This window comes from Blastococcus haudaquaticus (genome assembly GCF_900230285.1).
In the GTDB taxonomy this organism is placed as follows: Bacteria; Actinomycetota; Actinomycetes; order Mycobacteriales; family Geodermatophilaceae; genus Blastococcus_B; species Blastococcus_B haudaquaticus.
Window position 1 is genome coordinate 1,257,466 of sequence record NZ_OCNK01000001.1, and the last position, 13,191, is coordinate 1,270,656.

At 74.1% G+C, this 13,191-nt stretch carries 12 protein-coding genes and 1 tRNA gene; 3 read left to right on the top strand and 10 right to left on the bottom strand.

Annotation, left to right across the window (positions count from 1 at the left end):
* Positions 1-66: 66 nt before the first annotated feature.
* The 6 genes from CRP30_RS06105 to CRP30_RS06130 all read right to left on the bottom strand — a co-directional run bounded on the left by CRP30_RS06105 (position 67) and on the right by CRP30_RS06130 (position 7,427).
* The gene (locus tag CRP30_RS06105; RefSeq protein WP_097182955.1) at positions 67-1,767 is read right to left on the bottom strand and encodes a protein kinase domain-containing protein; all 1,701 of its coding nucleotides are present in this window, start codon (positions 1,765-1,767) and stop codon (positions 67-69) included.
* Positions 1,767-3,215, bottom strand: a complete 1,449-nt coding sequence (locus tag CRP30_RS06110; protein ID WP_097182956.1) for a peptidoglycan D,D-transpeptidase FtsI family protein — start codon at positions 3,213-3,215, stop codon at positions 1,767-1,769. Before CRP30_RS06110 ends, CRP30_RS06105 begins: the two co-directional genes overlap by 1 nt.
* A complete protein-coding gene (locus CRP30_RS06115) occupies positions 3,212-4,627 on the bottom strand; it encodes an FtsW/RodA/SpoVE family cell cycle protein (protein WP_097182957.1) in 1,416 nt (471 codons plus the stop codon). Before CRP30_RS06115 ends, CRP30_RS06110 begins: the two co-directional genes overlap by 4 nt.
* Positions 4,627-6,036: a PP2C family protein-serine/threonine phosphatase gene (locus CRP30_RS06120; RefSeq protein ID WP_097182958.1), complete on the bottom strand. Its 1,410-nt coding sequence runs from the start codon at positions 6,034-6,036 to the stop codon at positions 4,627-4,629. The genes CRP30_RS06115 and CRP30_RS06120 overlap by 1 nt, the downstream gene beginning before the upstream one ends.
* A 73-nt stretch (positions 6,037-6,109) precedes the next feature.
* The gene (locus CRP30_RS06125) at positions 6,110-6,574 is read right to left on the bottom strand and encodes an FHA domain-containing protein FhaB/FipA (protein WP_097182959.1); all 465 of its coding nucleotides are present in this window, start codon (positions 6,572-6,574) and stop codon (positions 6,110-6,112) included.
* 16 nt (positions 6,575-6,590) lie between these two features.
* Positions 6,591-7,427, bottom strand: a complete 837-nt coding sequence (locus tag CRP30_RS06130; RefSeq protein WP_097182960.1) for an FHA domain-containing protein — start codon at positions 7,425-7,427, stop codon at positions 6,591-6,593.
* 190 nt (positions 7,428-7,617) lie between these two features.
* On the opposite strand from CRP30_RS06130, the gene CRP30_RS06135 reads away from it, so the two are divergent.
* Positions 7,618-7,700: transfer RNA gene (locus tag CRP30_RS06135), tRNA-Leu, on the top strand.
* A 102-nt stretch (positions 7,701-7,802) separates the two neighbouring features.
* Here the strand turns inward: CRP30_RS06135 and CRP30_RS06140 are convergent.
* The 3 genes from CRP30_RS06140 to CRP30_RS06150 form a co-directional block, all read right to left on the bottom strand.
* Positions 7,803-8,258 carry a DUF1707 SHOCT-like domain-containing protein gene (locus tag CRP30_RS06140; RefSeq protein WP_097182961.1) on the bottom strand — a complete coding sequence of 152 codons (456 nt, stop codon included), beginning with the start codon at positions 8,256-8,258 and terminating at the stop codon, positions 7,803-7,805.
* A gap of 91 nt (positions 8,259-8,349) precedes the next feature.
* Positions 8,350-8,829 carry a pyridoxamine 5'-phosphate oxidase family protein gene (locus CRP30_RS06145; RefSeq protein WP_097182962.1) on the bottom strand — a complete coding sequence of 160 codons (480 nt, stop codon included), beginning with the start codon at positions 8,827-8,829 and terminating at the stop codon, positions 8,350-8,352.
* A gap of 36 nt (positions 8,830-8,865) precedes the next feature.
* On the bottom strand, positions 8,866-10,029 hold the full coding sequence (locus CRP30_RS06150; RefSeq protein ID WP_097182963.1) for an acyl-CoA dehydrogenase family protein: 1,164 nt from the start codon (positions 10,027-10,029) through the stop codon (positions 8,866-8,868).
* A 60-nt stretch (positions 10,030-10,089) separates the two neighbouring features.
* Between CRP30_RS06150 and CRP30_RS06155 the strand changes: the two genes are divergently transcribed.
* On the top strand, positions 10,090-10,623 hold the full coding sequence (locus CRP30_RS06155; protein WP_097182964.1) for a GNAT family N-acetyltransferase: 534 nt from the start codon (positions 10,090-10,092) through the stop codon (positions 10,621-10,623).
* Here the strand turns inward: CRP30_RS06155 and CRP30_RS06160 are convergent.
* Positions 10,584-11,456, bottom strand: a complete 873-nt coding sequence (locus CRP30_RS06160) for a proline dehydrogenase family protein (RefSeq protein WP_097182965.1) — start codon at positions 11,454-11,456, stop codon at positions 10,584-10,586. The two genes, CRP30_RS06155 and CRP30_RS06160, sit on opposite strands and share 40 nt — an antisense overlap.
* Before the next feature lie 136 nt (positions 11,457-11,592).
* Here CRP30_RS06160 and CRP30_RS06165 point away from each other — a divergent pair, with 136 nt between their 5' ends.
* On the top strand, positions 11,593-13,188 hold the full coding sequence (locus tag CRP30_RS06165; RefSeq protein ID WP_097182966.1) for a methyl-accepting chemotaxis protein: 1,596 nt from the start codon (positions 11,593-11,595) through the stop codon (positions 13,186-13,188).
* Positions 13,189-13,191: the final 3 nt, after the last annotated feature.

The following is a 13,191-nucleotide window of genomic DNA, read 5'->3' on the forward strand; positions in this document are numbered from 1 at the left end:
GCAGGGAGCCGTCCGGGAGCCTATCCGCTGAGCGGCCGGATCCCGGGGAGCCGGAGGGACGCGTGATCACTCCGTCCCCACCGGGCCGGCGGCCCCGTTCTCCTCCGCCGGAGGCGGCTCCTCCTCCTCATCCGCCGGCGGAGGGTCCTCGTCCGGCGGAGGTTCCGGCTGGCCGGGCTGGGGGGCCACCGACACGGAGGACGACGAGGAGCTGCTGGAACTCGGGGGAGTGCTCGAGGTGGGCGCCGTCGTGCGGGGCGCGGTCGTGGGGGCGGCCGAGGTCTCGGGTTCGGGAGCCTCCTCCTCCGCCTCGTCGGCGTCGTCCTCGGGCGCGTACGCCTCTTCCGCGACGTAGAGGGTCACCGCGGCGCCCGGCGGCACCGTGGTGCCCGAGGGGTCCAGGGCGGCGACGTCGCCGACGGCCAGGGCCTGGCCGGCGCCCACGAGCTGGTCCTCGTCCGCGGCGGTCTCGGTGACCACCAGCTGCGCCGCCTCGAGCTCGGCCCGCACCTCGTCCACCGGGCGCCCCACGAACCCGGCCGGGTCGAGCAGGAGACCGGCGGCGGACGTGCTCGCGGACGACGAGCTGCTGCTGCTCCCCGCGGCCTCGCCGCGCCCGCGGTTGCCGTCGGTGAGCAGGAACCAGGTGCCGCCGCCGAGCAGGAGCACGAGGACCAGGGCCGCGGCGATCCAGGCCCACTTCCGGCGGCCGCCGCGCTCGTCGTCCGGCTCGTCGTCGGGGTACCACTGCTCGTCCTCGGGCTGGGCCTGCAGCGGCGGCATCGCCCTGCCCGGCCCGGTCCTCGGGCCGGCCCCGGCCACCGCGGTGGCGCCGGTGGCGGCGATGACCTGGGTGCGTGAGTCGGCCAGCTCGTCGGTGGCGACGATCTGCGTCGGCCGGGTGCCCGGGCCGACGACCGGCGCGAGCGTGCCACCGGCAGCGACCCGGCGGATCGCCTCGGCGAACCCGCTGCCGTCGGGGAACCGGTCGGCGGGGTCCTTGGCCAGTGCGCGCTCGACCAGCAGGCGGACGGCCGGCGGGATGTGCGACGGCAGGGGCGGCGGAGGCCGGTTGATGTGCGCCAGGGCGATGGCGACCTGGGAGGCGCCGTCGAAGGGCCGGGCGCCGGTCAGGCACTCGTAGGCCACGACGCCGAGGGAGTAGACGTCGGAGGCGGCGGTGACCTCCATGCCCTGGGCCTGCTCGGGCGAGAGGTACTGCGCCGTCCCGACCACCATGCCGGTGCGCGTCAGCGGGGTGGTGTCGCGTGCCTGGGCGATGCCGAAGTCGGTCAGCTTGACCACGCCGTCGGGGCGCACCATCAGGTTGCCGGGCTTGATGTCGCGGTGCACGACCCCGGCGCGGTGGGCGGCGGAGAGTCCCTCGGCGGACTGGCTCAGCACGTGCAGCGTCCAGTCGACGGGGAGGGCGCCCTCGTCGTGCAGGATCGTGACCAGCGGCTGGCCCTCGACGAACTCCATGACGAGGAAGGCCAGTTGCTGACCGTTCACGTCGTCGACGGTCTCTCCGTAGTCGAAGACGGAGGCGATGTTCGGGTGGGTCAGGGCCGCGGTGTGCCGGGCCTCGTTGCGGAAGCGGGCCAGGAAGCTCGGATCGCCGGTGAACTCGCTCTTCAGGACCTTCGCGGCGACGATGCGGTCGAGGACCTGGTCGCGCGCCTTCCACACCTCGCCCATGCCGCCCACGGCGATGGGCGCGGTGATCTCGTACCGGCCCGCCAGCAGGCTCCCCGTGGACAGCGCCATCAGTCCCCCTGCGCGTCGAGATAGGCCTCGATCACCTGGCGGGCGATCGGGGCGGAGCGCTCGCCACCGGTCCCGCCACCGTTCGCCACGAACACGGCGACGGCGATCTGCGGGTCGTCGGCCGGCGCGAAGCCCATGAACCAGGTGTGGTCGGCGACGTCCTCGCTGACCTGCGCGGTCCCCGTCTTGCCCGCGACCTCGACGCCGTCGATGCGGGCGGCGCGCCCCGATCCGCGGGCGACGACGCTGACCATCATCTCGGTCAGCTGGTTCGCGACGTCGGCGGAGATGGGCTCGCGCCACTCCTCCGGCTCGGTGGAGTCGATGACGGTGAGGTCGGGCGCCTGCAGCTCGTCCACCAGGTAGGGCTTCATCTGCACGCCGTCGTTGGCCACCGTGGCCGCGACGAGCGCGGCCTGCAGCGGCGTCATGCGGACGTCGCGCTGGCCGATGGAGGTCTGGGCCAGAGCGGCGTCGTCCTCGACGTCGCCGATGCTGCTGCCCTCGACGCGCAGCGGGATCTCGTAGCGCTCGCCGTCCAGCCCGAAGGCCTCGGACATCTCGCGGATGCGGTCCTCGCCGAGGTCCATGCCCAGCTGGGCGAAGGCGGTGTTGCAGGAGATCGTGAGCGCGTCGATGAGCGGTTGCTGGCCGCTGGGGTCGCAGCTGGACCCGTTGAAGTTGGGGATCACCCGGGTGCTGTTGGGCAGGGGCAGCTCGGTCGGCGCGGGGACGACGGTGTCGGGGGTGTACTCGCCGTCGGCCAGTGCGGCGGCGGAGACGATGACCTTGAACAGCGAGCCGGGCGGGAAGTTGTCGCCGATGGCCCGGTTGAGGCGCGGGTCCCGCTCGGCGGCGTCGAGCTGGTCGGCGTACTCGCGGATGGCCGCCGGGTCGTGGCTGGACAGCCGGCCGGGGTCGTAGGTGGGCGTGCTGGCCATGCCGAGGATCGCGCCGGTGGAGGGGTCGAGGGCCACGACGGCACCGGTCACGCCCTCGAGGCCGGCCATCGCCGCCGCCTGGACGGCGGGGTCCAGCGTCAGGACCACGTCACCGCCGGCCGGGTCCCGCCCGGTGAACAGGTCGGCGAGCCGGCGCAGGGTCAGCCGGCCGTCGGAGCCGGAGAGCACGTCGTTCTCGGCCCGCTCGAGCTGCGAGTTGTTGTAGATCAGCGAGTGGTACCCGGTGACCGCCGCGTACAACTCCCCCTGCGGGTACTGGCGCAGGTACTTCAGCCGGCCGTCGGTGGGCACCGACTCGGCGACGGCGGTGCCGGCGACGACGATGGCGCCGCGTTCCCGGTCGTACTCCGCGGCGAGGACCCGGGTGTTGCCGGAGTCCTTGCGCAGCTCGTCGGAGCGCACGACCTGGATGTAGTTGACGTTGACGATCAGCAGCGTGAAGAGCACCAGCACGCTGATGGCGACCTTGCGCAGCGGTGCGTTCACGGCGTCACCACCTCCGTGGGCGCGTCGCCGAGGCGCACGGGCGCGGCGGCGGGCGGGGTGGCCGGGCGGCGCGCGGCGTCGCTGATGCGCACCAGCAGTGCGACCAGCACGAAGTTGGCCACCAGCGAGGAGCCGCCGTAGGCGAGGAACGGCGTCGTCAGCCCGGTGAGGGGCAGGAGGCCGGTGACGCCGCCGAGGACGACGAAGACCTGCCAGGCGACGGCGAAGGCCAGCCCGGCGGCGAGGAGCTTGCCGAAGGGGTCGCGCACGACGAGGGAGGTGCGCAGGCCGCGCTCCACCAGGATCAGGTAGACGACGATGACGGCGACCAGACCGAAGAGCCCGAGCTCCTCGCCGACTGCCGAGGCGATGAAGTCGCTCTTGGCCACCGGCACCTGGTCGGGGCGGCCGCCGCCGAGCCCGGCGCCGAACAGGCCGCCGGTGCCGAGCCCGAACAGCGACTGGACCAGCTGGTAGCCGGCGCCGTCGCGGTAGGCGAAGGGGTCCAGCCACGTGTCGACGCGGGCCTGCACGTGGCCGAAGACGTTGTAGGCGAGGAAGGCCCCGGCGGCGAACAGGCCGACGCCGATCAGCAGCCAGCTGGAGCGCTCGGTGGCGACGTAGAGCATCACCACGAAGATGCCGAACAGCAGCAGCGAGCTGCCCAGGTCGCGCTCGAAGACCAGCACCAGGATCGACAGGATCCAGGCCACGAGCACCGGCCCGAGGTCACGGCCGCGGGGCAGCTCGATGCCGGCGACGCGGCGGCTGGCCAGGGCGAGCACGTCGCGCTTGTCGACCAGGTAGGCGGCGAAGAAGACGACGAGGCAGATCTTGGCGAACTCGCCGGGCTGGATGGAGAAGCCCGCCACCCGGATCCAGATCTTGGCGCCGTTGACCTCCGACATGGAGGCCGGCAGCAGAGCGGGGAGCGCGAGCAGCGCCAGGCCGGCGAGGGCCAGCGTGTAGGCGTAGCGGGAGAGCGTGCGGTGGTCCTTCACGAACACCAGGAAGGCGACGAACAGCGCGACGCCGAGGGTCGCCCACACCAGCTGGACCGGCGCGTCCTCACGGGTGATGGTGCTCTCGACCTGCTCGGCGGCGAGGTCGAGCCGGTGGATGACGGTGAGCCCCAGGCCGACCAGCAGGGCGACGGCGGGGAGCAGCAGGGGGTCGGCGTAGGGCGCCCACTTGCGGATGACGAGGTGGGCCACCACCCAGAGCGCGGAGATCCAGGCGCTGAACCCGGCCATCTCCGGCCGCAGCGACCCAGTGATGGTGAGGTCGACGATGCACTGGGCGAGGACGGTGAGGAGCACCGCGAAGCCCAGCAGGACCGCCTCGGTGCCCCGGCGCGTCGGCGGGGCGGCACCGGGGGCGGCGGCGCGGGGGTCGGTCGCGGGGCCGGCCATCAGCCGGCCTCGCGGCAGGTCACCCCAGGCTCGGACGACGCCGTCGTCCGGGCCGGCGTGGTGGGGGACGCGCTGACCTCGCCGGGCACCGGCTCGGTGGGCACCGAGTCGGTGGGCACCGGCGCCGCCGTGGGGTCGGGGGTCGGCGTGGGGGTGGGCGCCTGGCTCGGCGAGGGCTGGGTCGACCCCGTGCTGGAGCACACCGGCAGCCGCTGGTCGCGCAGGGCGTCGAGGATGCGGTCGGCGTCGGCAGCGCCGTCGGCGGTGATGCCGCCGCGGACCCGGCTGCGGGCGGCCGGCGTGAGATCCGTCAGCGCCATCCCGCTGTCCCGGTCGAGCTCGAAGAAGTCGAAGCCCGCGATCGAGACGTCGAGCCCCCGGAACACGGCGACCTGGTCCTCGTCGCCGCCGGCGTCCACACCGACGAACCAGTGCCCGAGGGCCCACACGTACGTACCCACAGCTCCCGCCACGAGCACGACGAGGACTGCCACCGCCACGAGGAGGAGTCGGAGCGGGCGGCGGCGGGCGGAGGAGCCGCCGCCCGGCGGCGGTGTCGGTGGGGGCGGTGACTGGGGCTGCGGATCGGCCAGGGCAGCGCGTCCGGCGGCCGAGCGGGCGTCGACCTGGCGCTGGCCGATGTTGTCGCCGGCGGCGCCGTCGATCACGGGGTCCAGCCGGCCGCGGCCGCCGGTGTCCTCGACGACGTCGGCCACGATCACCGTGATGTTGTCCGGCCCACCGCTGCGCAGTGCGAGCTCGATCAGCCGGTCGGCCGTGGACTGCGGGTCGGGGTCCTGGAGCGCCTCGGCGATGGTCTCCTCGCTCACGACACCGGAGAGTCCGTCGGAGCAGAGCAGATAGCGGTCGCCGTCGCGGACCTCCCGCATCGAGAGGTCCGGCTCGACCTCCTGGCCGTTGAGGGCCCGCAGGAGCAGCGAGCGCTGCGGGTGGCTGTTGGCCTCCTCGGCGGTGATCCGGCCGTCGTCGATCAGCGTCTGCACGAACGTGTCGTCGTGGGTGATCTGGGAGAGCTGGCCGTCGCGCACCAGGTAGGCGCGCGAGTCGCCCACGTGGCAGAGGGCGAGCCGGCCGCCGGCGAACAGGATCGCGGTGAGCGTCGTCCCCATGCCCTCGAGCTGGGGGGACTCGCGGATGACCTCGCGCAGGTGCTCGCTGCCCTCGAAGACGGCCTCGCGCATGGACTGGAGCATGTCGCCGGACGGCGTGTCGTCGTCCAGGTGCTCCAGGGCGGCGATGACGACCTTGCTGGCGACGTCGCCCGCGGCGTGCCCGCCCATGCCGTCGGCCACGGCGAGCAGCCGTGGGCCGGCGTAGACGGAGTCCTGGTTGTTGCCGCGGATCAGGCCGCGGTCCGAGCGCGCCGCATACCTCAGGACGAGGCTCATGCATCCACCTCGCTGGCGCTCGGGGGGCGCATGCGCCCGGTTGCTGTCCTCATGTCGGAGTCGGCACGTCGTCTCACGTGCGCAGCTCCAGGGCAGTCTGCCCGATGCGGATCGGCTGACCGGGACCGACCAGGAGAGGGCCCTGGACGCGCTGCTGGTCCAGGTAGGTCCCGTTGGTGGATCCGAGGTCCTCCACGTACCACTGACCTCCCCGGTTGGTCAGCCGCGCGTGGCGGGAGCTGGCGAAGTCGTCGGTGAGGACGAGGGTCGAGTCGTCGGCCCGGCCGATGAGGATCGGCTGGTCGCCCAGCGTGATCTTCGTGCCGGTCAGCGGGCCGGCGGTGACGACCAGGGTCTTGGGTCCGCGCTGGCCGCGCTTGCGGCCGACCGCCGCGGCGGCCCGCGGGGGGACCGACGCGACCCGCCCGGTCCGGCCGCCGAAGAGGTCGGCCCGGACCACGCGGAAGGCCGCGAAGATGAAGAGCCACAGGAGCAGCAGGAATCCGAAGCGGAAGACCTGCAGGACGATCTCGCTCACCGAGCGGCCAGTCTGCTCACTGGCCCTCCTGGCGGTACACCAGCACCGAGTGGCCGATCCGGATGACGTCTCCGTCGGAGAGGGCGTGCCGGTTGACGCGGCGGCCGTTGACCAGCGTGCCGTTGGTCGAGCCCAGGTCCTCGACGGTCGCGGTGCCGCCGTCCAGGACCACGTCGACGTGCTTGCGGCTGACGCCGGTGTCCGGGAGGCGGATGTCGGCCTCGGTGCCGCGGCCGATCACGTTCCGGCCGGTGGACAGCTCGTGCCGGGTGCCGGGGCCGTCGACGACGAGGACGTGGGTGTAGCCGGGGCGGCTGCCCGCGCGGCCGGTGAACGACGGGCCCTGCTTGCCGGTGTCGGTGGCGTTCGCGCGTCCGCGCAACGGCGGGAGCGGGGGGAGCGGCGGCAGGGGCGGGTGCGCGCCGGTCGCGGGACGCGGAGGAGCGGCGACGGCGAGGTCGTCGCGCGCCGGCGGGCGGGCCGGGTCGGCGACGTGCGAGCTGACCTCGAAGACGCCGGTCGGCAGGTCGGTGTCCTGCTCCAGCCGGACGGTGACCTTGTCGAAGACCTGGTAGCCCTCGTCGTCGATGTGCTCGGCCACCATGTCGGCGAGCTCGGCGGCGAGCTGGTCCGACCACTGGCCGAGGTGCTCGAAGTCGGTGGCGCCCAGGGTCACCACGTAGACGTTGGGGGCGAGGACGCGGCCCTCACCCATGACCGAGCGCTGCTCGTCGGCCTCGCGCTGGAGCGCCGTGGCGATCTCGGCCGGGTGGACCTTCCCCTTGAAGATGCGGGCGAACGCGAGCCCGACCATGCCCTCGAGGCGTCGCTCGAAGCGCTGCAGCACACCCACAGTCGCTCCTTTGCGTCCGGCCGGTCGTCCACATGTGCCACCAGTGATCGTAGCCGGGACGTGGCTTCCCGACCGGCCGGTAACCCCGCGACTCCCCGGGCGTCACTTTCGGCACGGCCGCCGTCGACGGGGGAACGACCCACCCCCCGGCCGGGTCACGGCCCCTGGCTGCTAATCTCGTCGGGCGCCAGGGCAAGTGGCGGAATGGCAGACGCGCACGGTTCAGGTCCGTGTGTCCGAAAGGACGTGGGGGTTCAACTCCCCCCTTGCCCACCCAGAACGACCAGCACCCCGTCCACCGGTTCGCCCGGAGGGCGGGGTCTCCTGTTCTCCCGGGGCGGTCTGCTTCCTGGGGCGATCTGCTTGCCGGGGCGATCAGCGCAGCGCGGGAGGGCCGTCCGGCTCGTCGTCGCGCCGGGTAAGGGTCTGAGCCAGCAGCACCGCACCCCAGGGGCCGATGACCCAGACCGGCCAGAAGTAGAGGAACTGCCAGCTGGCCAGCGAGGTCGCGGCCCAGATGACCAGCACGATCAGCGACGTCGTGACCCAGGACCGCCACGAGTGCGGATCGGCGTCCCAGCCCCCGTGGGACCCGACGTGCGCGGGCGCCGGAGCAGGGACCGGCGCCGCGGCCGGACGCGCTGCGAGGCCGGTCGGGGGCAGGTCGGCGGTGATCTCCTCGAGCTCGCCGTAGGTCTTCGCCCCGTAGACCCGCGACAGCCGGTCGTCGTACTCGTCGACGGTCAGCCGGCCGGCGGACATGTGCTGGCCGAGGACGGTCGCGACGGCGGCGCGGTCGGCGTCGGCGGCGCGGAGGTGGGGCTCGGGCATCGGGGTTCTCCTGGGGCGGGGGTGTCCCCAGTCTCGTCCGCACGACCCGTCCGGGTCCACTGACGGACGTCACGGCTTCCCCGTGCGTTCGTCAGGTGCGAGCGGTCCGCGTCAGCCCGGTCTCCGGCCGCCACGACGTGACCACCAGGGCGGTCCTCGCCTCGTCCAGTGCCACGAGCACCACCTGGTCGAGCTCCACCCGGAACAGCTCGAACCCCATGTGCCCGGCCGCCACCCCCGCCGCGCGCGCGAAGTCGGCGCGCTCGCCCGGGTCGGTGACCGGGACCGCGCGACCGCCGAGCTTCGCGTCGGACTCGAACGCGTCGGGTTCCGGGCTGCCGCTGTGCAGCATGAAGCGCGGGTCGCGGCGCAGGTCGGTGAACTTCACGGAACCGGGCATGCCGGCCAGCCACGGCTCGCCCTCGACGAAGTCCATCTCGATGCCGCTGATCCGCGGTGAGCCGTCGCGGCGGAGGGTGGCGAGGTACTTGTGCCGGCGCGCGTCGAAGGCGGCGCGCACCCGGGCGGCGAACTCCGGTTCCTGGCTCTGGACGTCGGCGAACGTGGCCATGGGGGCACTGTGCACCGCGCCACCGGCACGTGGGGGTCAGCCGGTCGCGGGAGCCGCCTCCCGGGCCAGCGCCTTGCCGATGACCATCCGCTGGATCTGGTTCGTGCCCTCGAAGATCTGCATGACCTTCGCCTCGCGCATGTACCGCTCGGCCGGGAAGTCGCGGGTGTACCCGGCACCGCCCAGCACCTGGACGGCGTCCGTGGTCACCTTCATGGCCGCGTCGGTGGCCACGAGCTTGGCGATGCTCGCCTGCCGCCCGTACTCCTTGCCGGCGTCCCTGCGGCGAGCCGCGACCAGGTACATGGCGCGGGCGGACTCCACCGCGGCGGCCATGTCGGCCAGCAGGAAGGCGACGCCCTGGTGGTCGACGATCGCGCGGCCGAACGCCTGCCGCTCCCGCGCGTAGGACACCGCCAGGTCGAGCGCGGACTGGGCGAGCCCGACGGCGACGGCGCTGACGCCGAGCCGCCCCGAGTCGAGTGCGGCCAGGGCGATCGACAGGCCGCGGCCGCGCTCGCCGACGAGCCGGTCAGCGGGCACCGGGACGTCGTCCAGCCGGACGGCGGCGGTGGTCGAGCCGGTGAGCCCCATCTTCTCCTCCGGCTGCGCGGCCGAGAAGCCGGCGAGGTCGGGGGTCAGGTGGAAGCAGGAAATCGCCCGCTCGCCGTCGTCCGGTGTGCGCAGGAAGGTCGAGTAGAAGTCGGCGTGTCCGCCATGGGTGACCCAGGCCTTCTCGCCGGAGGCCAGCCAGCCGTCGTCGGCCACCTTCGCGCTCGCGCGCATGGCGGCGGGGTCGGAGCCCGCGTGGGCCTCCGACAGGCAATAGGCGCCGAGCGTCTGCCCGCCGACCAGGTCCGGCAGCAGATCGCGGCGCTGGGCCTCGGTACCGAAGCGGTCGATCGGGAAGCAGGCGAGCGTGTGGACGCTGACGCCGAGCGCGACGCTCGCCCAGCGGGCCGCGAGTTCCTCGACCACCTGCAGGTAGACCTCGTAGGGCTGGCCACCGCCGCCCACGTCCTCGCCGAAGGGGAGGCCCAGCAGGCCGGCGTCGCCGAGGGTGCGGAACACCTCCCGGGGGAAGCGCTCCTCGCGCTCGTACTGCGCGGCCCTGGGTGCGAGCTCGGCGTCGGCCAGCTCGCGGGTCAGCGCGAGCAGGTCGTGGGCCTCGGAGGTGGGCAGTTCGCGGTCGACCGGCACGGTGCTCCCTCGGGTCAGGCGGTACCGAGGAGGGTACGACGCGGTTGGCAGGATCCTCGCGTGCAGATCCACCAGGCGGAGTGGGACGACGACGACGTCCAGCGGCTGACGACCGAGCAGCAGGACGAGGTCCGGGCGCGGTACGGCGGCAGGGACGAGCCCGGCGCTCACCCCACGGCGGCCGACGTCGGCGTCGTCCTGGTGGCCCGGGACGACGACGGCACACCGCTCGGCTGCGGCGCTCTGCGCGACCTCGGCGGCGGGGTCGCCGAGGTGAAGCGGATGTACGTGGTGCCGGCCGCCCGGGGGCGCGGGGTGTCGAAGGCGGTGCTCGCCGGGTTGGAGGACGCCGCCCGCGAGCAGGGCTGGACGACGCTGCGCCTGGAGACCGGGCCGCTGCAGCCGGAGGCGATCGGTCTCTACGAGGGCGCCGGGTACCGGCCGATCGCGGCCTTCGGTGCCTACGTCGGCGATCCCGACGCCGAGGAGTCGCTCTTCCTGGAGCGCGTGCTGGAGGGCGGGACGCCTGCACCGGCGTCCCCGGCGCCCGCGGGTCACGCGCCCCGCGACTCCGCGACCCGCCTCATCCAGTAGCGGAACCAGTTCGCGCCGTACGGCACGTACACCCTCGTGGGGACGCCCCGCCGCGCCAGCCCGTCCAGGACGTCCGACCGGACGCCGAGCAACTGCTCGACGGTCACGGGACCGTTCTGGAGCACAGCCTCCTGGAGCCGTCGGTCGTGGGTCGCCGCCGACCACGTCGCACCGGCACGGGACAGCCTCCGGGCGAGCTCCAGGTAGGCCACGTCGGTGGGCTCGCCGTGCGGCCGCGCACCGGTTCCCTCCAGGTAGGCGCCCTTCACCAGACGGACGTGCACCCCGGCAGCGGCGAGCCGGTCGGCGTCCGCAGGGGAGCGGAGGAGGTTCGCCTGCACGGTCGCGCCCAGCCGGTCGGCGAGGCCGCGGGAGGCCACGCCGAGGACGCAGTCGAGGATCGCGTCGGTCCGGCCGGCATCCTCCGCGCCGACCTGGACCCGCCGGCCGCCCGGCAGCGCGTCGGCGATCGCCGCGAGGCGGTCCTCGGCGCCGGCGGGATCGACGTCGACGGCCAGGTGGCTGAGGTCCACCGCGAGCCACACGTCGGCCGGCGCGGGCGGGAGCTCGGCGAGGAGGGCGTGGTACTCCCCGGCCACCCGGTCGGCCTCCGCCGGATCGTCCACCAGCTCGCCGAAGGCGTCGACGCTGACGCCGTGCCCGTGCGCGAGGAGCGCGGCGGCCACCGTTCGTGCCTCGCGGCTCGTGCGCCCCGCCACGTAGCGGGAGGCCGACAGCCACGCCCACCGTTCGCCGCCCGGTACCGAGCGCACCGCCCGCTCGAACGGGGCGCTGGTCGCAAGGCGGAACAACACGGCACGGTCCAGGCGCACGGCCGGATCATGCCAGGAGGAGATGTGGTTGTAGTCACCAACCAACGGGTGAATTCGCGCCACCGAGCTCCGAGGCCGAGCCGGACGTGTCGATGGGTCACGGACAACCTAATTGGCTCCGTCCTGTGAGGCTCCCATGCAGCACCCCCCGCGTCCCACGACCCGCCTCGCCGATCTCCCCGTGGCCTGGAAGATCACGCTCACCGCCCTGTGCGGGCTCCTCGTCGCCGCCGTCGTCGGCACCCTCGGGCTGATCCGGATGAGCGCGCTGGACGACGCCACCGTGCACCAGAACCAGACGGCGCTGGCGCTGGAGGACCTCGAGACCGCCCGGTCGGCCTTCCTGACGGTGCGCCTGGACGCCTACGGCATCCTCTTCGCCGCCGATGACGCGCGTCCGGCCGCCGAGCAGAAGCTCGCCACCGACGACGCCGCCCTGGACACCGCCCTCGCCGGGTACCTCGGCAGCCCGCTGGCGACGGACGGCGCGGCGGACCTGTCCGCGCTCGTCGGCGAGTACCGCGAACTGCGGGCCGGAGGGCTGCTCGCCGCGGCCCGGGCCGGCGACGTGCCCGCCTTCGAGGCCGCTCTGCCCGGCGTCCGCGACATCGGCGTCCAGACCCTGGATGCCCTCGCCGCCGCCTCGGGTGCCCAGCAGGACCAGGCGGCCGACGCCCTCGGTACGGCGCACCAGGAGTACGAGGACTCGCGCACGCTGCTCCTCGTCGTCCTCGGCGCCGGGCTGCTCGCGGCCCTGGTGGCCGCCTCCGCCGTCAGTCGCGCGATCACCCGCCCGCTCGCCCGGGTGCGGGACAGCCTGCGGGCCCTCGCGGCCGGCGACCTGACCCACGACCCGGCGGTGCACAGCGCCGACGAGCCGGGACAGATGGCCGCCGCCCTGAGGGAGGCGCAGGAGAGCCTGAGCGCCACGCTCAGCACGGTGACGGCCTCCGCCGCGTCGCTCACCGGCTCCGCCGCGGCACTGACGGCCGGTGGCACCCGGCTGGACGAGTCGGCGCACGCCATCGCCACCCAGGCCACGGCGAGCGCATCCCGCGCCGGGACGGTCAGCGAGAGCGTCCAGACCGCTGCCGACGGCGTGGAGGAGATGCGCGCCGCCATCGGCGAGATCGCGGTGAGCGCCAGCGCGGCCGCCTCGGTCACCGGCCGGGCGGTCCAGCAGGCGGTGGACGCGGCCGGACAGCTCGAGCGGCTGGGCGAGTCGACCGCGGGCATCAGCTCGAGCGTGCGGACCATCGCGTCCGTGGCCGGTCAGACCCACCTGCTCGCGCTCAACGCGACCATCGAGGCGGCGCGCGCCGGCGAGGCCGGCGCCGGCTTCGCCGTCGTGGCCGGCGAGGTCAAGGATCTCGCCCAGGAGACCGCGCAGGCCAGCCGGGAGATCGCCGAGCGGGTGCTGCACATCCAGACCGAGTCCGAGGCCACGGCCGGCGTCCTGGCCGAGATCATCGCCGTCATCCGGCAGGTCGACGCGCTGCAGACCACCATCGCCGCGGCCGTCGAGGAGCAGACCGCGACGACGTTCACGATGGCGCAGAGCATCACGCAGGCAGCCGACAGCACGACCGAGATCGCCGGCACGGCCGCCGCGGCCGCGGACACCGCCGCCAGCGTCACCGTCGACGCCGGTGGGGTGGCCGACGCCAGCCGGGCCCTCCAGGGCCTCGCCGAGCAACTCCGCACGCAGGTGGAGGCGTTCCGCACCCGGTGACGG

What these genes read in the sequence shown, in the direction of transcription:
- CRP30_RS06105 (WP_097182955.1), bottom strand. Translation starts at nt 1,767, where the DNA reads ATGGCGCTGTCCACGGGGAGCCTGCTGGCGGGCCGGTACGAGATCACC.
- CRP30_RS06165 (WP_097182966.1), top strand. Translation starts at nt 11,593, where the DNA reads ATGCAGCACCCCCCGCGTCCCACGACCCGCCTCGCCGATCTCCCCGTG.
- CRP30_RS06115 (WP_097182957.1), bottom strand. Translation starts at nt 4,627, where the DNA reads ATGGCCGGCCCCGCGACCGACCCCCGCGCCGCCGCCCCCGGTGCCGCC.
- CRP30_RS06120 (WP_097182958.1), bottom strand. Translation starts at nt 6,036, where the DNA reads ATGAGCCTCGTCCTGAGGTATGCGGCGCGCTCGGACCGCGGCCTGATC.
- CRP30_RS06145 (WP_097182962.1), bottom strand. Translation starts at nt 8,829, where the DNA reads ATGGCCACGTTCGCCGACGTCCAGAGCCAGGAACCGGAGTTCGCCGCC.
- CRP30_RS06140 (WP_097182961.1), bottom strand. Translation starts at nt 8,258, where the DNA reads ATGCCCGAGCCCCACCTCCGCGCCGCCGACGCCGACCGCGCCGCCGTC.